Origin of the sequence: Serratia sp. BIGb0234 (genome assembly GCF_024809915.1) — a bacterium.
GTDB classification, from domain to species: Bacteria; Pseudomonadota; Gammaproteobacteria; order Enterobacterales; family Enterobacteriaceae; genus Serratia; species Serratia liquefaciens.
Genome location: NZ_JANUEI010000008.1, coordinates 82,516 through 102,759, shown reverse-complemented (window position 1 = coordinate 102,759; position 20,244 = coordinate 82,516). Strand labels below are relative to the sequence as shown.

General features: G+C 53.7%; 23 protein-coding genes. 11 read left to right on the top strand and 12 right to left on the bottom strand.

Annotated features, from left to right (window positions below):
- Window positions 1-40 precede the first annotated feature (40 nt).
- Together ftsH and rlmE are read right to left on the bottom strand one after the other, a co-directional pair.
- Entirely contained in the window at window positions 41-1,972 is a 1,932-nt protein-coding gene (gene ftsH, locus M2407_RS22540) for an ATP-dependent zinc metalloprotease FtsH (RefSeq protein WP_041414147.1), read from the bottom strand.
- Between the two features lie 56 nt (window positions 1,973-2,028).
- Window positions 2,029-2,658, bottom strand: coding sequence for a 23S rRNA (uridine(2552)-2'-O)-methyltransferase RlmE (rlmE, locus tag M2407_RS22535; protein WP_012004940.1), 630 nt, complete (start codon window positions 2,656-2,658; stop codon window positions 2,029-2,031).
- 144 nt (window positions 2,659-2,802) lie between these two features.
- Here rlmE and yhbY point away from each other — a divergent pair, with 144 nt between their 5' ends.
- Complete coding sequence (gene yhbY / locus M2407_RS22530) at window positions 2,803-3,096, top strand: ribosome assembly RNA-binding protein YhbY (protein ID WP_259219899.1); 294 nt, start codon at window positions 2,803-2,805, stop codon at window positions 3,094-3,096.
- 114 nt (window positions 3,097-3,210) lie between these two features.
- Here the strand turns inward: yhbY and greA are convergent, their stop codons facing one another.
- The gene (gene greA, locus M2407_RS22525; protein ID WP_020824947.1) at window positions 3,211-3,687 is read right to left on the bottom strand and encodes a transcription elongation factor GreA; all 477 of its coding nucleotides are present in this window, start codon (window positions 3,685-3,687) and stop codon (window positions 3,211-3,213) included.
- A gap of 256 nt (window positions 3,688-3,943) precedes the next feature.
- Here greA and dacB point away from each other — a divergent pair, with 256 nt between their 5' ends.
- The 3 genes from dacB to pmrB are packed head-to-tail and all read left to right on the top strand — an operon-like array spanning window position 3,944 to window position 7,109.
- Window positions 3,944-5,377, top strand: a complete 1,434-nt coding sequence (dacB, locus tag M2407_RS22520; protein ID WP_142816071.1) for a serine-type D-Ala-D-Ala carboxypeptidase — start codon at window positions 3,944-3,946, stop codon at window positions 5,375-5,377.
- A gap of 8 nt (window positions 5,378-5,385) precedes the next feature.
- Window positions 5,386-6,048: a two-component system response regulator PmrA gene (gene pmrA, locus M2407_RS22515; RefSeq protein WP_122076761.1), complete on the top strand. Its 663-nt coding sequence runs from the start codon at window positions 5,386-5,388 to the stop codon at window positions 6,046-6,048.
- Window positions 6,045-7,109, top strand: a complete 1,065-nt coding sequence (gene pmrB / locus M2407_RS22510; RefSeq protein ID WP_259219896.1) for a two-component system sensor histidine kinase PmrB — start codon at window positions 6,045-6,047, stop codon at window positions 7,107-7,109. The genes pmrA and pmrB overlap by 4 nt, the downstream gene beginning before the upstream one ends.
- A gap of 51 nt (window positions 7,110-7,160) precedes the next feature.
- On the opposite strand, the gene cgtA is transcribed toward pmrB, so the two are convergent.
- From cgtA to rplU, 4 genes are all read right to left on the bottom strand, one after another.
- Window positions 7,161-8,333, bottom strand: a complete 1,173-nt coding sequence (gene cgtA / locus M2407_RS22505; RefSeq protein ID WP_020824943.1) for an Obg family GTPase CgtA — start codon at window positions 8,331-8,333, stop codon at window positions 7,161-7,163.
- 16 nt (window positions 8,334-8,349) lie between these two features.
- Window positions 8,350-9,321: a DMT family transporter gene (locus M2407_RS22500; RefSeq protein WP_259219894.1), complete on the bottom strand. Its 972-nt coding sequence runs from the start codon at window positions 9,319-9,321 to the stop codon at window positions 8,350-8,352.
- A 106-nt stretch (window positions 9,322-9,427) separates the two neighbouring features.
- A complete protein-coding gene (rpmA, locus tag M2407_RS22495) occupies window positions 9,428-9,685 on the bottom strand; it encodes a 50S ribosomal protein L27 (RefSeq protein WP_004933559.1) in 258 nt (85 codons plus the stop codon).
- Window positions 9,686-9,702: 17 nt separating this feature from the next.
- Window positions 9,703-10,014, bottom strand: coding sequence for a 50S ribosomal protein L21 (gene rplU / locus M2407_RS22490; RefSeq protein ID WP_004933561.1), 312 nt, complete (start codon window positions 10,012-10,014; stop codon window positions 9,703-9,705).
- A gap of 269 nt (window positions 10,015-10,283) precedes the next feature.
- On the opposite strand from rplU, the gene ispB reads away from it, so the two are divergent.
- On the top strand, window positions 10,284-11,255 hold the full coding sequence (gene ispB, locus M2407_RS22485; protein WP_020824941.1) for an octaprenyl diphosphate synthase: 972 nt from the start codon (window positions 10,284-10,286) through the stop codon (window positions 11,253-11,255).
- Window positions 11,256-11,304: 49 nt separating this feature from the next.
- Here ispB and M2407_RS22480 read toward each other — a convergent pair whose 3' ends face one another.
- Window positions 11,305-11,655 (bottom strand): DNA-binding protein, encoded by a 351-nt coding sequence (locus M2407_RS22480; protein WP_259219890.1) that lies wholly within the window; start codon window positions 11,653-11,655, stop codon window positions 11,305-11,307.
- A 182-nt stretch (window positions 11,656-11,837) separates the two neighbouring features.
- On the opposite strand from M2407_RS22480, the gene M2407_RS22475 reads away from it, so the two are divergent.
- Window positions 11,838-12,098, top strand: a complete 261-nt coding sequence (locus M2407_RS22475) for a helix-turn-helix transcriptional regulator (protein ID WP_020824939.1) — start codon at window positions 11,838-11,840, stop codon at window positions 12,096-12,098.
- Between the two features lie 68 nt (window positions 12,099-12,166).
- Here M2407_RS22475 and mdh read toward each other — a convergent pair whose 3' ends face one another.
- Window positions 12,167-13,105, bottom strand: a complete 939-nt coding sequence (mdh, locus tag M2407_RS22470) for a malate dehydrogenase (protein ID WP_201895813.1) — start codon at window positions 13,103-13,105, stop codon at window positions 12,167-12,169.
- 251 nt (window positions 13,106-13,356) lie between these two features.
- A complete protein-coding gene (locus tag M2407_RS22465) occupies window positions 13,357-13,524 on the bottom strand; it encodes a hypothetical protein (RefSeq protein ID WP_153263177.1) in 168 nt (55 codons plus the stop codon).
- 47 nt (window positions 13,525-13,571) lie between these two features.
- Here M2407_RS22465 and argR point away from each other — a divergent pair, with 47 nt between their 5' ends.
- The 3 genes from argR (at window position 13,572) to yhcN (M2407_RS22450) (ending at window position 15,099) form a co-directional block, all read left to right on the top strand.
- Entirely contained in the window at window positions 13,572-14,042 is a 471-nt protein-coding gene (gene argR / locus M2407_RS22460) for a transcriptional regulator ArgR (RefSeq protein ID WP_020824937.1), read from the top strand.
- 405 nt (window positions 14,043-14,447) lie between these two features.
- Window positions 14,448-14,711 carry a peroxide/acid stress response protein YhcN gene (yhcN, locus tag M2407_RS22455; protein WP_259219882.1) on the top strand — a complete coding sequence of 88 codons (264 nt, stop codon included), beginning with the start codon at window positions 14,448-14,450 and terminating at the stop codon, window positions 14,709-14,711.
- Between the two features lie 124 nt (window positions 14,712-14,835).
- Window positions 14,836-15,099, top strand: coding sequence for a peroxide/acid stress response protein YhcN (gene yhcN / locus M2407_RS22450; protein WP_020824935.1), 264 nt, complete (start codon window positions 14,836-14,838; stop codon window positions 15,097-15,099).
- Between the two features lie 203 nt (window positions 15,100-15,302).
- Here the strand turns inward: yhcN (M2407_RS22450) and mpl are convergent, their stop codons facing one another.
- The gene (mpl, locus tag M2407_RS22445; RefSeq protein ID WP_020824934.1) at window positions 15,303-16,682 is read right to left on the bottom strand and encodes a UDP-N-acetylmuramate:L-alanyl-gamma-D-glutamyl-meso-diaminopimelate ligase; all 1,380 of its coding nucleotides are present in this window, start codon (window positions 16,680-16,682) and stop codon (window positions 15,303-15,305) included.
- A 168-nt stretch (window positions 16,683-16,850) separates the two neighbouring features.
- Here mpl and fbp point away from each other — a divergent pair, with 168 nt between their 5' ends.
- Window positions 16,851-17,855 carry a class 1 fructose-bisphosphatase gene (fbp, locus tag M2407_RS22440; protein ID WP_020824933.1) on the top strand — a complete coding sequence of 335 codons (1,005 nt, stop codon included), beginning with the start codon at window positions 16,851-16,853 and terminating at the stop codon, window positions 17,853-17,855.
- Window positions 17,856-17,892: 37 nt separating this feature from the next.
- Here fbp and M2407_RS22435 read toward each other — a convergent pair whose 3' ends face one another.
- The gene (locus M2407_RS22435) at window positions 17,893-19,446 is read right to left on the bottom strand and encodes a methyl-accepting chemotaxis protein (RefSeq protein WP_020824932.1); all 1,554 of its coding nucleotides are present in this window, start codon (window positions 19,444-19,446) and stop codon (window positions 17,893-17,895) included.
- A gap of 256 nt (window positions 19,447-19,702) precedes the next feature.
- Between M2407_RS22435 and ppa the strand changes: the two genes are divergently transcribed.
- Entirely contained in the window at window positions 19,703-20,233 is a 531-nt protein-coding gene (ppa, locus tag M2407_RS22430) for an inorganic diphosphatase (RefSeq protein ID WP_004952787.1), read from the top strand.
- Window positions 20,234-20,244: the final 11 nt, after the last annotated feature.

Sequence of the window (20,244 nt, the reverse complement as noted above, 5' to 3'; positions counted from 1 at the left end):
CCCCGGCATGCCGGGGTTCGATGTTATTACACAGCCAAAGTTACTTGTCTAGCTGTTCAGACATGGTATTGCCTGGGTTTGGTGTGCGCGGTTCATCAACCGGCGTCGGGGCTTTTGGTGTGCCACCGTTGTCGGAATTGCTGCCCTTGCCCACATCGTCCCAACCCGCTGGCGGACGCACGTCTTTGCGGTTCATCAGATCGTCAATCTGCGGCGCGTCGATGGTTTCGTACTTCATCAGGGCGTCCTTCATTGAATGCAGGATGTCCATGTTTTCCATCAACAGCGAACGCGCTCGCACATAGTTACGTTCAATCAGGGATTTAACTTCCTGGTCGATAATGCGCGCGGTTTCGTCCGACATGTGCTTCGCCTTGGCCACTGAACGGCCCAGGAACACTTCGCCCTCTTCTTCCGCATACAGCAATGGCCCCAGCTTCTCGGAGAAGCCCCATTGGGTCACCATGTTGCGTGCAATCGAGGTCGCCACTTTAATGTCGTTCGAGGCACCGGTAGAGACTTTTTCCGGTCCGTAAATGATCTCTTCAGCCAGACGACCGCCGTACAGAGTAGAGATTTGGCTTTCCAGCTTCTGACGGCTGGCGCTGATCGCATCCCCTTCCGGCAGGAAGAAGGTCACACCCAACGCACGGCCACGAGGAATAATCGTGACCTTATGCACCGGATCGTGCTCAGGAACCAGGCGACCAATAATGGCGTGGCCAGCTTCGTGATACGCGGTCGACTCTTTCTGCGCTTCGGTCATCACCATGGAGCGACGTTCTGCACCCATCATGATCTTGTCTTTGGCTTTTTCGAACTCCACCATCGACACAACACGTTTGTTTCCACGTGCGGCAAACAGCGCAGCTTCGTTGACCAGGTTGGCCAGGTCAGCACCGGAGAAGCCAGGCGTACCACGAGCCAGTACAGAAGCATCAACATCGGGTGCCAGTGGCACGCGGCGTGAATGCACTTTCAGGATCTGCTCACGGCCACGCACGTCCGGCAAGCCCACCACAACCTGGCGGTCGAAACGGCCTGGACGCAGCAACGCCGGGTCAAGCACGTCTGGACGGTTGGTCGCAGCGATAACGATGATACCTTCGTTGCCTTCAAAGCCGTCCATCTCAACCAGCATCTGGTTCAGCGTCTGCTCACGTTCGTCATGACCGCCGCCCAGGCCGGCACCACGCTGGCGACCGACGGCATCGATTTCATCGATAAAGATGATGCACGGTGCCGCTTTCTTCGCCTGCTCGAACATGTCACGCACACGGGAAGCACCGACACCCACAAACATTTCCACGAAGTCAGAACCGGAAATGGTGAAGAACGGCACTTTCGCCTCACCGGCGATAGCTTTCGCCAGCAGGGTTTTACCTGTCCCCGGCGGGCCAACCATCAGCACACCTTTCGGGATCTTGCCTCCCAGCTTCTGGAAACGGCTCGGCTCGCGCAGGTATTCCACCAGTTCGCTTACTTCGTCTTTCGCTTCGTCACAGCCGGCAACGTCAGCAAAAGTGGTTTTGATCTGGTCTTCCGTCAGCATGCGGGCCTTGCTCTTGCCGAAGGACATCGCGCCCTTGCCGCCGCCGCCCTGCATTTGACGCATGAAGAAGATCCAGACCCCGATCAGCAACAGCATCGGGAACCATGAAATAAAGATAGAAGCCAGCAAACTCGGCTCTTCAGGCGGTTCACCAACCACTTTCACATTCTTGGTCAACAACGTATCCAGCAACTTAGGATCGTTGACAGGGATGTAGGTCGTGTATTTGTTACTGTCTTTCTTGGTAACGTTAATTTCACGTCCATTGATTCGCGCTTCGCGAACCTGATCTTGGGTCAGTTCGGACATGAAGGTAGAGTAATCCACCCTACGGCCATTCGACTCGCTGGGCCCAAAGCTCTGGAATACAGACATCAACACTACCGCGATGACTAACCAGAGAATTAGGTTTTTCGCCATGTCACTCAAGGGATTAACCTCATATTACAACTGTGTTAACAAACAGCGTTAGGGTACTACAGCTTGCGCCCTGTCGCTACAATGTACACTTCGCGCGAACGTGCGCGGGAAGCGTCTGGCTTACGAATCTTAACCTTCGTAAACAGGGAGCGAATTTCCCGTAGGTACTCGTCAAAGCCATCTCCCTGGAACACCTTCACCAGGAAACTTCCGCCTGGTGCGAGGACATCACGACACATTCCCAGTGCTAATTCCACCAGATACATCGATCTTGGAATATCGACGGCCGGAGTGCCACTCATATTCGGGGCCATGTCAGACATGACCACCTGAACCTTACTTTCACCTACACGTTCCAACAGAGCCTTGAGCACCAGTTCATCACGAAAATCGCCCTGAAGGAAATCGACGCCAACGATAGGATCCATTGGCAAAATATCACAGGCGATGATGCGGCCGGAACCGCCAATCTGGGTCACGACATACTGCGACCAACCACCCGGCGCCGCACCTAAATCTACTACGGTCATGCCAGGTTTAAACAGTTTGTCACTCTGCTGTATTTCATCAAGTTTAAACCAGGCGCGCGAACGTAGCCCTTTTTTCTGCGCCTGTTGCACATATTTATCGCTAAAGTGTTCTTGTAACCAGCGACTGGAGCTAGCAGAACGCTTTTTATTAGCCATCTCGTTTTCCAACTATCATAAAAAGAGTCTTAATGTCAGGTTCGCAGCTCATGTAGACTCACACCGATGAAGACCGATTTGGTGATATACATGAGATGGCGGTAGAATGTACCGTTTTCAATCCCAACTTAAGCAAAAAAGACAATGAATCTGAATAATAAACAAAAACAGCACCTGAAAGGCCTGGCGCATCCGTTAAAACCGGTTGTCATGCTGGGTAATAACGGTCTCACCGAAGGGGTGCTGGCTGAAATTGAACAGGCTCTGGAGCATCATGAGCTGATCAAGGTAAAAATCGCTGCTAAAGATCGCGAAACCAAAACCCTGATCGCCGACGCTATCGTGCGCGAAACGGGTGCCTGCAATGTGCAAGTCATCGGTAGTACGCTTATTCTTTACCGCCCGTCTAAAGAGCGCAAGATCAGTCTACCGCGTTAATAAGCATTGGGTTAACGAAAAGGTGCCATGCACCTGATTCAGATAAAAGGCCGCACGCGGCCTTTTTCCTTTCTTTACAAAACCCTGGCGATTTTCTGCACGATTGGAAGGTGATCAGAGATATTCAACCTTCAAGATCTCATAATCGACATCGCCACCCGGGGTTTTTATCACAACCACATCATCTTGTTCTTTGCCGATCAGGCCACGTGCCATAGGCGAATTGACAGAAATCAGATTTTTCTTGAAATCAGCTTCGTCGTCGCCAACGATACGGTAGGTCACTTCTTCTTCGCTATCCAGGTTCAGCACCGATACGGTAGCGCCAAAAATCACGCGGCCATTGTTTGGCATCTTGGTGATATCGATCACCTGCGCGTTCGACAGCTTGGCTTCAATTTCCTGGATACGTCCTTCACAGAATCCCTGCTGCTCACGCGCCGCATGATACTCTGCGTTTTCTTTCAAATCGCCGTGTTCACGGGCGTCAGCGATGTCCGCAATGATTTTCGGACGGCGCACGCCTTTCAAATATTCGAGTTCTTCGCGCAGTTTTTCAGCGCCAAACAAGGTCATCGGAATCTGTTTCATAGTATAAATACCTCTAAATCTTTCCTGTTCAAATAGCCGTCATCCTGACGTGTTCGTATGAAAAAACGGTGGGTACGTGCCCCCCGCCTCCAGGCGATAAACAAAAGAAGCCTGACTCGGAACCCTTGCCCAAGTCAGGATCGATTTTGCATTTTGATACGCATTTTAGCCTAGAGTTCCTTGAGGGTCATCGTTTACTTTTTCCCTGAATGCACCGTAGTATGACGGCACGTTATCCAGCTGTTATCCCGAGATTATGCGTTTTTCACGAATTGTCAGTGCATTGGCTTGCGCATTTGTTCTGAATGCGAATGCGGCCCCGGTTGAAGATTACACACAATATTTGCCTGATGGGGCCAACCTTGCCCTGGTAGTTCAGAAGATCGGCGCTAGCGCTCCGACCATCGATTATCACTCTCAGCAAATGGCGTTGCCGGCCAGTACCCAAAAAGTACTGACCGCTTTAGCTGCCTTGTTGCAGCTCGGCCCAGACTATCGCTTCACCACCACGCTGGAGAGCCAGGGCGACATCAGCGACGGCGTGCTGCGCGGCAACCTGATTGCTCGCTTTGGCGGCGATCCGACCTTTAAGCGCCAGAGCCTGCGCAACATGGTGGCGATCCTGAAAAAACAGGGCGTGCGCCAGATTACCGGCGATGTGCTGGTCGATACCTCGGTATTCGCCAGCCATGACAAAGCCCCCGGCTGGCCGTGGAACGACCTGACGCAGTGTTTCAGCGCACCGCCGGCGGCGGCGATAGTCGACCGCAACTGTTTCTCGGTGTCGCTGTACAGCGCCCCCAATCCGGGCGATATGGCCTTTATTCGCGTGGCCTCCTATTATCCGGTCAATATGTTTAGCCAGGTTCGCACGTTGGCGAAAGGGTCTGCGGATGCCCAATACTGCGAGCTGGATGTGGTGCCGGGCGAATTGAACCGCTTTACCCTGACCGGTTGCCTGACCCAACGTAGCGAACCGTTGCCGCTGGCCTTCGCCATTCAGGATGGTGCCAGCTATGCCGGGGCGATCCTGAAAGATGAGCTGACCCAGGCCGGTATCCAGATCAACGGACACCTGAAGCGCCAGACGCAGCCGGGCCTGAAAGGCACGGTGATCGCCCAGACTCAATCAGCGCCGCTGCACGAATTGCTGAAAATTATGCTGAAGAAATCGGACAACATGATTGCCGATACCGTCTTCCGTACCATCGGTCATGAACGTTTTGGCGTTCCGGGTACCTGGCGTGCTGGCGCTGACGCCGTGCGTCAGGTGCTGCGTCAGAAGGCCGGCGTGGATTTGGGCAACAGCATCGTGGTAGACGGCTCAGGCCTTTCACGCCATAACCTGCTGGCTCCGGCGACCATGATGCAGGCGCTGCAATACATTGCGCAGCATGACAGCGAGCTGAACTTTATTTCGATGCTGCCGCTGTCCGGTTACGACGGAACGCTGCGCTACCGTGGCGGGCTGCACGAAGCCGGTGTTGACGGCAAGGTGTCCGCCAAAACCGGTGCGCTACAGGGCGTATATAACCTGGCCGGATTTATTACAACCGCCAGCGGCCAGCGTTTTGCCTTCGTACAATATCTGTCAGGCTATGCCGTACCGCCGGAAGATCAAAAGCAGCGTCGAGCACCACTGGTGCGTTTCGAAAGCCGCCTGTACCGGGATATTTATCAGAATAACTGAGGGTTATGATGAAACTGCTGATTGTGGAAGACGATGAGCTGCTGCAACAAGGGTTGGCACTGGCATTAGCCGGGGAAGGCTATGCCTGTGACTGCGCCGCCACGGCAGCGGAGGCCAATGCTCTGCTCATCACCAGCCAATACAGCATGATTATCCTCGATCTGGGCTTGCCCGACATGGATGGTGCCAGCCTGCTGCGGCAGTGGCGCCGCCAGCAGGTCGACCTGCCAGTGCTGATTTTGACCGCCCGTGACGCACTGGAAGACCGGGTCGAGGGGCTGGACGCCGGTGCTGACGATTACCTGGTCAAGCCCTTCGCGTTAGTTGAACTACAGGCGCGCGTGCGCGCCCTGATCCGCCGCTATCAGGGCCACAGCGACAATCTTATTCAGTTGGACGATCTCCAGCTCAATCTCTCCAGCCAGCAGGTTTATGTTCAGCAGCAGCCGGTGGAGGTGACGCCGAAAGAATTCGCCATCCTCTCCCGCCTGATGATGCGCGCCGGTCAAACGGTTAATCGCGAGCTGTTGCAGCAGGATCTTTATACCTGGCAGGATGATTTAGGCTCCAACACGCTGGAAGTGCATATCCATAACCTGCGCCGTAAATTGGGCAAGGACCGCATCCGTACCGTTCGTGGCATTGGCTATCGTCTGGAATCCTCATCATGATCAGCATGCGCCGTCGTCTGTTGTTGATGCTGGCGCTGATCCTGTTGGTCACCCAGTTAATCAGCGCCTTTTGGCTCTGGCATGAAAGCCAGGAGCAAATCAGTTTCCTGGTGGATGAAACCCTGTCGGCCAAGGTGCGTACCGAGCGTGTCGATACGGAAATCGCCGAGGCGATAGCCTCACTGCTCGCCCCTTCGCTGATCATGATGATCGTCACCCTGCTGGCCTCATTCTGGGCTATCAGCTGGATTATTCGCCCGCTCAATCAGCTGCAGCAACGGTTGGAGAAGCGTTCCGCCGATAACCTGACGCCTCTGCCGCTCAGCGGAGACAGCCTCGAAATTATGGCGGTCACCACCACACTCAACCAACTGTTCTCACGGTTGGATAACACCATTCAACAGGAACGACTGTTCACCGCAGATGCCGCACATGAGTTACGTACGCCACTGGCGGGGATACGACTGCACCTGGAGTTAATGGAAAAACAGGGGGTCCCGCAAAGTAAGCCGTTGATCACCCGCATCGATCAACTGATGCATACCGTCGAACAATTGCTGATGCTCGCACGCGCCGGACAAGACTTTGCCAGCGGCCACTATCAGCGTTTCGATTGGGTGAGCGACGTGATCCTGCCGCTACAAGAAGAACTTGAGGAGTTGACCCGCCAGCGCGGACAAAAACTGCAATGGCAGCTCCCGGCAGCGGCCCCGATGCATGGCGATCCGGTCCTGCTTCGCCTGCTGCTGCGTAATCTGGTAGAAAATGCTCACCGCTACAGCCCGGAAGGCAGCAGCATTCAGGTGCAGCTGGCACAGCAGAAACCCGGCTATCAGTTGCAGGTGACGGATGAAGGTCCGGGAATCAAAGAACAAATGGAAGGCGAGCTCACTCAGGCATTCCGCCGTATGGATCAGCGCTATGGCGGCAGCGGACTGGGACTGAACATTGTCACTCGCATAGTGCAACTGCATCAGGGCCGTCTGACTCTGGAAAATCGTCGCGACACGCACGGGCTGAATGCACAATGCTGGTTACCTGAGAATGTCCTGAACAAATAATGCCGATAAAAAAAGGGCCCAGTTCTTAACTGAGCCCTTTTCTTTGCAAGATTATTTCTGGTAAATGATTTCGACGCCTTCGTCGTCATCTTCGTCCCAGTCATCATCCCAATCGTCTTCCGCTTCAGCTTCCACTTCAGCGATCTGTTCACGGTGGTAATCATCCCACATGAACTCGACTTTCTCCGGTGCGCTTTCTTCGATAGCCATGGCTTTCGGTTGGGTGTTGATGAACTTCATCACGTCCCAGCACAGCGCATTCACTCCTTCGCGATTCACCGCGGAGATCATGTAGTACTTGCCTTCCCAGCCCATGCCTTCTGCAATCGCCTTGGCGCGCTCGGCAGCTTCTTCCTCACCTATCAGGTCAACCTTGTTGAAAACCAGCCAGCGTGGCTTCTGCGCCAGATTTTCGCTGTATTGATTCAACTCGTTGATAATGACTTTGGCGTTTTCTACCGGATCGGATTCATCGATAGGTGCGATATCCACCAGGTGCAGCAGAACGCGGCAACGCTCCAGGTGCTTCAGGAAGCGAATACCCAGGCCGGCACCGTCGGAAGCCCCTTCGATCAAGCCAGGAATATCGGCAATAACGAAGCTCTGTTCGTGATCCATACGTACCACGCCCAGGCTTGGGACCAGAGTGGTAAATGGATAGTCGGCCACTTTCGGCTTAGCGGCAGACACTGCACGAATGAAGGTGGATTTGCCGGCGTTTGGCAGGCCAAGCATGCCAACATCGGCCAGCAGCAACAGCTCCAGCAAGATGTCACGTGCTTCACCGGCGGTGCCTAAGGTTTTCTGACGTGGTGCACGGTTAACCGATGATTTAAAACGGGTGTTGCCCAAACCGTGCCAACCGCCCTTCGCTACCATCAGACGTTGTTCATGGCGGGTCATGTCACCGAGGATCTCACCGGTGCCCTGATCCTGCACGCGGGTACCGACCGGTACCTTGATGGTGATATCTTTGCCACGCTTGCCGGTACAGTCACGGCTTTGGCCGTTCTGGCCACGTTCAGCACGGAAAGATTTCTCAAAGCGGTAGTCGATCAGCGTGTTGAGGTTTTCGTCCGCCAACAGATAGACGTCGCCGCCATCGCCGCCGTCACCGCCATCAGGGCCGCCGTTCGGGATATACTTTTCGCGGCGGAAGCTGACGCAACCATTACCACCGTCACCTGCAACGACCAAAATCGCTGCTTCATCTACAAACTTCATTTACCGTCTCCGTAAATCATTCACCGGGCTGCTTCAAAGGAGCAACCAGGCGGGTTTCTGCCCGTCGCGGCCACCAACGGTGACCAATTGCGGAAAACATGGCGCCCGCTACCACGACGAAAGCGCCGACATAACCGACGACATTCAATGTCGGGGCGGCGAATACGTGTGGCCAGGCCAGCGCCAACAAATCTGAAAACAGCAGGGTAAACAGCGGGGTCAGCGTGATTAACGCACTCACCTGCGCCGCCTGCCAGCGCGCCATCGCTTCCGCCAGCGCACCATAGCCAATCAGCGTGTTGGCGCCACAGAACAGCAAACAGGCTAATTGCCAGCCGCTGAGCTGGAAAATCACCTCAGGCTTGGCCAGAGGGAATAGCGCGATCGCACATAAAGTGTACAACATTACCAGAATTTGCGGCGAGGCTAATCGACGTAGCAACACTTTCTGCGCCACGCCATAAGTCACCCAGACCATCGCCGCACACACGCCCAACAGCACCCCCAGGGTGTAATCCGTCAGGCGGGTGAAAATCTCAATCAGGCTGACATTGAAGAACAACAGCAGCCCGCAAATCAGCATCAGTGCGCCAATCACCTGGGTGATGCGCATCCGCTCTTTTAAAACCAGCACGCTGGCAAACATCATACCGACAGGCGACAGCTGGCCGATAACCTGCGATGCGGTCGGGCTAAGGTACTGCAACGAAGAGCTGAAGAAGATAAAATTCCCCAGCAGGCCCGCGGTGGCGATGGCCAAAATCAGCAGCCAGCGTGGTTGACGGAATATGGTCACCGGCGGCAATCTGCCGCGCACGGCCAAAATGATCCCCAGCCCCAGCGCCGCGATGGTAAATCGATACCAAACGACGGTAAACGGCTCCATCACTACCAGCACTTCTTTCATCGCAATCGGCAATGCACCCCAGCAAACTGCCGTAGTTACCGCCAGGAAAATGCCAATTCCGACCTGCTGTTTCGTTTCCATCTTACCTTTTGCCAGCGCTGACGGGCCGATGCACAAGCAGCCCATAAATGTAAAAAGCCCCGCAACGAGTTGCGGGGCTTACATCTATTTCGTAAGGCTCGAAAAATTATTCAGCTTCGATGCTGATGAATTTACGATTGCTCGGGCCTTTAACTTCGAATTTGACTTTACCGTCTTTCAAAGCAAACAGAGTGTGGTCTTTGCCGCAACCCACGTTGGTACCAGCGTGGAATTTAGTGCCGCGCTGACGAACGATGATGCTGCCTGCCAGTACTGCTTCGCCGCCAAAGCGTTTAACGCCCAGACGTTTAGCTTCTGAATCGCGACCGTTACGAGTCGAGCCGCCAGCCTTTTTGTGTGCCATTAATCTGCTCCCCTAACTTAAGCGCTGATGCCGGTGATTTTAACGTCAGTGAACCACTGACGGTGGCCCTGCTGCTTACGATGGTGCTTACGACGACGAAACTTAACAATCTTAATTTTCTCGCCACGACCGTGAGCAACGACTTCAGCTTTGATCTTACCGCCATCGACGAAAGGAACGCCGATTTTGATATCTTCGCCATTAGCAATCATCAGAATCTGGTCAAACTCAACAGCTTCACCAGTTGCGATGTCCAGCTTTTCCAAGCGAACGGTTTGACCTTCGCTTACTCGGTGTTGTTTACCACCACTTTGGAAAACCGCGTACATATAAAACTCCGCTTTCCGCGTGCCCAACTGTTCAGTACAGAGCGCGCTATAAATATTCACAATAGGGCGCGAATTCTACGCAATAATCCAGCATATGACAAGAGCAGAATAAGACCAGAAGTACAAAAAAGAAGAAAAAAAGCACAGTTTCTTTCATGGCGTTTATCTGAGGCGTTTTTCAAGTACAATCAGTAGGACAGTTACCGCCATGTACCGATGTGAGCAGCGATCTCAACGCGGTGAAGAGAAACACAGCTGAAAAAAATACAATGAACCTAGAGCAAATTACCGAGTTAACCGCGCAAGATATGGCGGCCGTGAACGCAACAATTCTCGAACAGCTGAATTCCGATGTCACGCTCATCAATCAGCTTGGCTATTACATTATCAGTGGTGGCGGTAAACGCATCCGCCCGATGATCGCCGTTCTGGCGGCGCGGGCATTGCATTATCAGGGTGATAAACACATTACCGTCGCTGCGCTGATCGAATTCATTCATACCGCAACCCTGCTGCATGATGATGTGGTGGATGAATCCGATATGCGTCGCGGCAAGGCCACTGCCAATGCCGCCTTCGGCAATGCCGCCAGCGTATTGGTTGGCGACTTCATCTATACGCGTGCTTTCCAGATGATGACCAGCCTGGAATCGCTCCGTGTATTGGCGCTGATGTCCGAGGCGGTCAATGTGATTGCCGAAGGTGAAGTGCTGCAGTTAATGAACGTGAACGATCCGAACATTACCGAAGAAAGCTACATGCGGGTGATCTACAGCAAAACCGCACGCCTGTTCGAAGCGGCGGCACAATCTTCGGCGATCCTTTCGGGCGCCAGCGAGGCAGAAGAAAAAGCGCTGCAGGATTACGGCCGCTATCTCGGCACCGCCTTCCAACTGATCGACGACCTGCTCGATTACAGCGCCGACGGCAGCACCCTGGGTAAAAATACCGGTGACGATCTTAACGAGGGCAAACCGACGCTGCCCTTGCTGCATGCCATGCATAATAGTGAAGGCGAGCAGAAAGCCATGATCCGCGGCGCGATTGAACAGGGCAACGGTCGTCATTTGCTGGAGCCGGTTTTACAGGCCATGGAGCAATGCGGCTCGCTGGAATATACCCGCCAACGCGCTGAGGAAGAGGCCGACAAGGCGATTGCCGCACTGCAGGTGCTGCCGGAGTCTGCCCACCGTGCCGCGCTGGAAGGATTAGCCCATCTTGCAGTTCAACGCGATTTTTAAGAAATAATAAACGCCCTGCAGTTTCCACAGACCCGCGATGCGGGTCTGTTCATTTCCCCGGAAAGACACGCGCCAGCAGGCCGCCAATCCCTTCCCGCATCAGGAAAGCCAACATCTTTTCGCGTTCGCTCTCCGTCAGGTGGTAGTAATACTCAATCCACACCGTCAGCGGATCCTTGCGCTCAACTCCATACAGCGCCGGCTCCTCTTTCAAGATCAGTAAATTGCGCGTACCGGTCGGCAAACTGTCAATGTGATACTCCAGCGCCTTTCCCTGTACGCCTTTGCGCCGGCGGCTGATCCAGCCTTCACGACGCGCCATCAAGTTTATTCCCTGTGGTGAGGAAGGTAACCCTGCCACGCCGGTCAATTCCTTGGCGGCAAACCACTCTTTTTTCATGGCCATGTTCTCTGGGCAAAAGTAGGCGAAGATCTTTTTTAGGAAATTTATTGGATATTTTTTAAGAAATTTAGTGGTATCCTAGTTTCCGTATAAGCGTTTCATGTTGTTCAAACGATTAATCTTGACCTGTTAGTTATACCACTAACAGAACTTTCGCTAATCAAAAAAGGAATGCAAACATGAACTCAAGGAACAAGGATTGGCATCCGGCGGATATCATTGCGGCTTTACGTAAGAAGGGAACGACACTGGCGGCGGTGTCGCGCAAGGCAGGACTTAGCTCATCAACGCTGGCAAACGCACTGTCGCGTCCCTGGCCAAAAGGAGAATGGCTGATTGCCGAAACGCTCGATATACACCCTGCAGAAATCTGGCCGAGCCGCTATTTCGATCCCCATACCAATAACTTACTGGATCGAAAAGCCCGTATTCGGTCCTAGCTGCGGGCATAAAAAAACCGCCGGTACGTTGTCCGGCGGCCTATGCATACTCATGCACTGCTGGATGATCAGTTATTGATAAACTTTTCGCCCAGTTCGATATCTTTGTGCAGAACATCCAGCATTTCTTCCAGCGCTTTCTGTTCGAACGCGCTCAGAGTGCCGATGTCTTTGCGTTCTTCAACGCCATTCTTACCCAGCACCAGCGGCTGCGCGAAGAAGCGAGCGTATTTGCCATCGCCTTCCACATAAGCACATTCCACTACGCCTTTTTCGCCTTGCAGCGCACGAACCAGAGACAGGCCGAAACGCGCCGCCGCCTGGCCCATAGACAGGGTTGCAGACCCGCCGCCGGCTTTGGCTTCAACCACTTCGGTACCCGCATTTTGGATACGCTTGGTCAGATCGGCCACTTCCTGATCGGTAAAGCTCACGCCAGGGATCTGCGACAGCAGCGGCAAAATGGTCACGCCAGAGTGTCCGCCGATAACCGGCACGTTCAGCTCTTCCGGCTGTTTGCCTTTCAGCTCAGCCACAAAGGTGTTGGAACGGATGATATCCAGCGAGGTCACGCCGAACAGTTTGTTCTTGTCATAAACACCGGCTTTCTTCAGCACTTCTGCCGCGATAGCCACGGTGGTGTTGACCGGGTTGGTGATAATGCCGATGCAGGCTTTCGGGCAGGTGGTTGCCACTTGCTGGATCAGATTACGCACGATACCTGCGTTCACGTTGAACAGATCTGAACGATCCATACCTGGTTTACGCGCAACGCCTGCAGAAATCAGCACCACGTCTGCACCGTGCAGAGCTGGAGTAGCGTCTTCGCCACTGAAGCCTTTGATTTTCACTGCGGTTGGGATGTGGCTTAAATCGACGGCAACGCCTGGGGTAACGGGGGCAATGTCGTAGAGAGAGAGTTCAGAACCTGAAGGAAGCTGGGTTTTGAGTAGAAGGGCGAGGGCCTGGCCGATACCGCCAGCAGCACCGAGAACTGCAACTTTCATCCTATACTCCTTTATTATCTTAAATATATAAAGCGCCGTGAATATGTTGGTTACGGACCTTAAATTATTACACCTTTAAAAACAATCTCTTAACAGTCTGTTTGAGAACTGGCGCAATAAAACAGCCGATGTCGCGCTCATTTTAGATTAAATAGCTTACGCATTAAGGGCATAGCGCACACTAATCAAAAATACTGCGAGGTTATTCACGAGCAAGTTAACCGGCGGTTACATTACACCCTTACACAACATCAGAACAACATCATTTTAATAACATTTTCTTTACCACCGAGGGCGGCATTTTCGGTCACCGAAAGGGCATATTCATGAGGTACGGATTTTGTTAAAATGCTGCCCTTTCCTCGTTGTCCGGGCATTGTTATTTTTTCCGGGCGTCCTTTGATTGCATAAAAATTCATTTATATGCATAATCATCACTTCTATTGTCAACATTCCACGGTGCAAAATGCGTAATCCCGCAAAGCAGGAAGATCTGATCAAGGCGTTTAAAGCGTTATTGAAAGAAGAAAAATTCAGTTCTCAAGGCGAGATTGTTTTGGCGCTGCAAGAAGAAGGCTTCGAAAACATCAATCAATCCAAAGTATCGCGCATGCTGACCAAGTTCGGCGCGGTGCGTACGCGCAATGCCAAAATGGAAATGGTGTATTGCCTTCCCGCTGAACTCGGCGTGCCGACCACTACCAGCCCGCTGAAGAATCTGGTGCTGGATGTCGATCATAACGATGCAGTTGTCGTTATCCACACCAGCCCCGGCGCCGCGCAGCTCATTGCTCGCCTGCTGGATTCTCTGGGCAAATCCGAAGGTATTCTCGGCACCATCGCCGGTGACGATACCATTTTCGTTACCCCAGCCAGCAGCTTTACCGCGCGCCAGCTGTACGAAGCCATCCTGACCCTGTTCGAACAGGAGCTGTGATGCATCACGCTAACAAAATGCGGCGAGCCGTCGCGTTTTGTTAGCGTTTCTTTAACCCCATCCTTACTTTTCCCCCTCCCCCTACCACTTTTAACGCCAGGTTTCTTTCTCTTCGCAACACATTTCAATGACATTTCCGCTTAGCTAGTGATAGCTACTGTGATCTTCCGCACTTTTGGTCAAAAGCACTTACCTTATTGAAATTACATAAATTTAACATCAAAAGATCGTTTTATAACCGCTTTTTATTCCATCTGGTTATAAAAGATAAGGATCGTCATAATAAAGTTTCACTAGAAACTGTTAGCGAACTATTAATTTTTGGCGTTACTAGATGTATACTCATTTCCGTGACGTAAATCACAGTTCACTGGAACTGACAAAAGAATACGAAAAGGTCAAATCATGAAAATTAAATCTACCATCGCAACCATGAGCGTTCTCTCCATGCTTTCTTTCGGCGCATTTGCAGCACAATCTGTTGATGCAAGCCAGGCCGCAAAAATGCAATCTGCAGGCACCATTACCGTCAGCGGCGTTGCCGGTGCACCTTCAGATATCCGTCAGGCACTGTCTGAAAAAGCCGATGCCAAAGGAGCGACCGCTTACCGTGTAATCGAAGCACGCAACGAAGGTAACTTCCACGCGACCGCAGAAATTTACAAATAAGTACAAGGCGTTACCCGGCAACGGGCAATATAACTCTGGTACCGAGCACCACTGATAACAGCCTTCAAGTACAAAAACGCTGCAAAAGCCCTTCCAGGCGGTTATCACAACAGGACGCACTATCATGAATATGAAAACCACTCTCGCTGCACTTAGCCTGCTGTCTGTCGTTTCGTTCGGCGCTTCCGCCGCGACGTTAATCACTAACGACCAGGCCAATACGCTCCAGTCTGCCGGTACCATCACCGTCAGCGGCGTCACCGGCGCGCCTTCCGATATTCGCCAGGCCCTGTCTGACAAAGCCGATAAACAAGGCGCTAAAGCCTACCGCGTGATCGAAGCCTACGAAAACGGCAATTGGCACGCGACAGCCGAAATCTACAAATAACAATTCAGGGAGCCCTGCTTACCGAACTGATTACCCTCGTCACTGCCACTGCCGAGTTCTATCGTAAGCACTGATTCCTTGAAGAAACTTCGTCGTCCTATCCGACGAACCCCGTTGCCCTCGCTCGCGAGGGCTTTTTTATGGGCAAAAGAAAAGGCCGCAAGCGGCCTTTTAGTTTTGCTTCAGTCACACTGAATCGACGATCAATAAGTCACTTTAGGTTCTGACTTGTGGGCCAATGCCTCCAGCAGACGGTCATGGATCCCACCGAAGCCGCCGTTACTCATCACCAAAATGTGGTCGCCAGGCTGGGCCGTTTTAACGATCATGTCCACCAGCGTGTCGAGATCGGCGCTCCAGTGGGCCGGCTGTACACAGGCTTCCGCGACTTCCGCCACCTGCCAGGGGATATGGTGCGGTTGGAACAGGAAGACCTCATCGGCACGGCCCAGAGACGGTGCCAAATCATTCTTGCTGATCCCCATTTTCATGGTGTTGGAGCGCGGCTCGAGCACAGCCAAAATGCGCGCGGTACCGCCAACCTTGCCGCGCAATGCGGCCAAGGTCGCCAGGATCGCCGTTGGGTGATGGGCAAAATCGTCATACACCGTAACGCCATGAGCTTCACCGCGCAGTTCCAGACGGCGGCGAGCATTGATAAACTCACCGAGCGCGCGGCAGGCATCGGCTGGCAGCACACCAACGTGGCGCGTGGCGGCAATGGCCATCAAACCGTTATGCATGTTGTGTTCACCCACCAGCGACCACTTCACTTCGCCCACCTGTTCGCCGTCGAGGAACACCGCATAATGGCTGGCGTCCGGCGTTAATTTTTGAGCGCGCCATGCGCCCTCTTCCCCGACCAGCTCTTGCTCACTCCAACAGCCCATCGCCATCACCTGTTTCAGGTGGTTGTCGTTATCAGGCAAAATGATCTTGCCCTTGCCCGGCACCAGACGCACCAGATGGTGGAACTGTTTCTGGATCGCTTTCAGATCGTCGAAGATATCAGCGTGATCGAACTCCAGGTTATTCATGATCAGCGTACGCGGGCTGTAATGCACAAACTTGGAACGCTTGTCGAAGAAGGCGCAGTCATACTCATCGGCTTCGATCACAAAGAACGGGCTACCGCCCAGACGCGCGGAAACGTCAAAGTTGCCCGGAACGCCACCGATAACAAAGCCCGGTTGATAGCCGCAGGCTTCCAGGATCCAGGTGGCCATACCGGCGGTAGTGGTCTTGCCATGCGTGCCGGCCACGGCCAGCACCCAGCGATCGCGCAGCACATAATCGTGCAGCCACTGCGGGCCGGAAACGTAAGGGATCCCCTGTTCCAGTACCGCTTCAACGCAAGGATTACCCCGCGTCATGGCGTTACCGATGATCACCAGATCCGGCGCCGGATCCAATTGAGCAGGATCGTAGCCCTGGATCAGGTCGATCCCTTCCTTCTCCAGCAGCGTGCTCATCGGCGGATAGACATTAGCGTCAGAGCCGGTCACCTCATGCCCTAGCGAACGAGCCAGCACCGCCAGCCCGCCCATAAAGGTGCCACAGATCCCAAGAATGTGAATGCGCATAGTTTTCTCATAGAGTACGTCGAATGTTGGCTCATTCTAACGCTCAGAATCGTCCAGAAGAAATGGATTTGCCTATGAATAGCGTTCATCTTTGGGCTACACTGCTCGCGAATACGTTGGCGGTTTGTTAACAAACCGCTACCCATCCGTAGATTCAGGGATTGTGTCATGAAAACGTTAGGCGAATTTATCGTCGAGAAACAGCACGACTTCTCACACGCCACCGGCGAGCTGACTGCGCTACTTTCTGCAATTAAACTGGGCGCCAAAATCATCCACCGCGATATCAACAAAGCGGGTCTGGTGGATATTCTGGGCACCAGCGGCGTTTCCAATGTACAGGGCGAAGTTCAGATGAAACTGGACCTGTACGCGAATGAAAAGCTGAAAGCAGCATTGAAAGCGCGCGGTGAAGTTGCGGGTATCGCTTCTGAAGAAGAAGATGAAATCGTGATATTCGACGGCGAGCGGGCTGAAAATGCCAAGTATGTGGTGCTGATGGATCCGTTGGACGGTTCGTCCAACATCGATGTCAACGTCTCGGTCGGTACGATTTTCTCTATCTATCGTCGCATTACCCCGGTCGGTACGCCAGTGACCGAAGAAGACTTCCTGCAGCCAGGCAGCGCACAGGTCGCCGCAGGCTACGTGGTTTACGGTTCATCCACCATGCTGGTGTACACCACCGGTTATGGCGTGCATGCCTTTACCTACGATCCTTCTCTGGGCGTGTTCTGCCTCTCCCACGAGAAAGTCCGCTTCCCGGCCAGCGGCAATATGTATTCCATCAACGAAGGTAACTACATCAAGTTCCCGCGCGGCGTGAAGAAATACATCAAATATTGTCAGGAACAGGACGAAGCTACACAACGCCCTTATACCTCACGCTACATCGGTTCACTGGTTGCCGACTTCCACCGCAACCTGCTGAAAGGCGGCATCTACATTTATCCAAGCACCGCCAGCCACCCGCAAGGCAAGCTGCGCCTGCTGTATGAATGCAACCCGATGGCGTTCCTGGCGGAACAGGCCGGCGGTAAAGCCAGCGACGGTAAAAACCGTATTCTGGACATCACCCCGGTGAAACTGCACCAGCGCGCACCGTTCTTCGTCGGCACCAAATCCATGGTGGAAGACGCAGAGCGCTTTATCGCTGAGAACCCGGACGAATAACGAGTTCAATGTGGGGGACGGCTTGCCGTCCCCGGCATTATAATTTGAACGCCGCCATGCTCTGCGCCAGCAACTGCGCCTGATCCTCCAGCGAGCGCGTCGCCGCCGCCGACTCTTCGACCAAGGCCGCATTTTGTTGCGCCACCTGATCCATCTGCGCCACCGCCAGGTTTACCTGCTCAATGCCGCTGCTTTGCTCACGCGTAGCCGCAGAGATTTCCCGCATCAGCGCCGTCACCCGGCCCACTTCACCGGTAATGCCGTTCATGGTTTTCGCCGCCGAACCGGCCATTTGTTCGCCTTCCTGCACCCGATTCTGCGACGCTTCAATCAACCCTTTGATCTCTTTCGCCGACTGCGCGCTGCGCTGAGCCAGGCTGCGAACCTCACCGGCCACCACGGCAAAACCACGCCCCTGTTCACCGGCACGTGCCGCTTCCACCGCCGCATTCAACGCCAGAATGTTGGTCTGGAAGGCAATGCCGTCCATCACGCTGATGATATCGGCAATGCGGCGTGAGCTGTCGGTGATCGCCTGCATCTTGTCCATGACCTGACTGACCACTTCACTGCCTTGGTTGGCAATATCGGATACGCTCAGCGCCAGTTGATTCGCCTGTTCGCAGTTCTCGGCGTTCATCTTCACCGTCGAGGTCAGCTGTTCCATGCTGGCGGCGGTTTCTTCCAGAGAAGCAGCTGATTCTTCGGTACGCTGCGCCAGGTGCAAGTTGCCGGCAGCCAGTTCGCGTGAACCGGTATCGATTTGGCTGCTGGCATCGCGCACCTTGCTGACCGAACTGACCAAGGCCTGCTGCATCCGCTGCATCGCACGCACCAGACGGCCCATTTCGGTCTCGCCTTCGCCGGTGATACGGTGCGTCAGGTCGCCGCTGGCGATATGTTCCAGCTGGGCGATTGACTCATCGAGCGGACGCAGGATAATCACCCGCAGCGCAAACCAGGCCAGTAGCGCCAGCAAAATGCTGAGCAGGCCGGCAATCACGATCAGCGTAATTTTGGTGCTGGCATTGCTTTCCGCTTCATTCACCCGCTGCTGGCCAATCTTCATGGCGAAGCTGCGGAAGTCGCTGAGGTCCTTTTCAAAAGCGATGCTCAACGCGGAAATTTTTGTTTCCTGAATGTCGTAGTAATCATCAACTTTGCCGGCCTTGATGGCATCGGCCATCGGCCCAACGCCCTGTTCCAGATAGGCGCGGTAGCTGTTTTGCAAACGACCGGACAGCTCGCGTCCGCGTTCGGTGACGGTACCGACGCTGACAAAACGCGCCATTTCCTGCTTCGATTGCGCAAGGTAGTCATAGATACGGCCCACCGTAGCATCTGAAACCTCAATCTGGCCGATTTCCCGTTGGCGTACCGCCAGTGAGGCAGCGGTTCTGGCGCGCAGCGTCAGGTTGGAACTGCTGGCCAGCGACCCCAACTCTTCCCCCAGGATTTGATTCAGGGTGTGTAACGAGCGCGATCCTTCGTTAATCGCGTTGACGCCAATCGTGCTGACCATAATCAACAGCAGCGTCATCAGGCTCAACAGGGCAATCAGCCCGGCCTTGACCGTAATCTTTTTTAGCATGAGTTCTTCCCGGCTTCAGAAATAGTGAGATCTTACGTAGAGGAGGTAAAACGCGGAGCCAGACTTCGCCGACTCATTATTATTTGATGAAGTTATCGGCAACCCTCGAGAAAACTTAACGCCGTGGGAGGATTTATCTGGAAATTCGATGGATGGCTCTGCGCCGGGGCGGGGATGATGAAAAGGGCAGGAAATCGCAAAAGAGTCCGCTATAATAGCCGCCACTCCATTTCTGGTTTGATTAAAGGAAACCGACATGAGCTTGAACCTGGTCCCTGCTGGCAAAGACCTGCCGGAAGACATCTACGTTGTTATCGAAATCCCGGCAAACGCCGATCCGATCAAATATGAAATCGACAAGGACACCGGTGCGCTGTTCGTTGACCGTTTCATGTCCACCGCGATGTTCTACCCGTGCAACTACGGTTACATCAACCACACCCTGTCTCTGGACGGTGACCCGGTTGACGTGCTGGTGCCAACCCCATACCCACTGCAGCCTGGTTCTGTGATCCGCTGCCGTCCGGTTGGCGTGTTGAAGATGTCCGACGAAGCCGGCGAAGATGCGAAACTGGTTGCCGTACCGCACAGCAAGCTGACCAAAGAGTACGATCACATCAAAGACGTGAACGACCTGCCGGAACTGCTGCGTGCCCAGATCGCTCACTTCTTCGAGCACTACAAAGATCTGGAAAAAGGCAAATGGGTGAAAGTCGAAGGCTGGGCAGATGCTGCCGCTGCCAAAGCTGAAATCGTTGCTTCTTTCGAGCGTGCCGCCAAGAAGTAATTCTTGCCCGC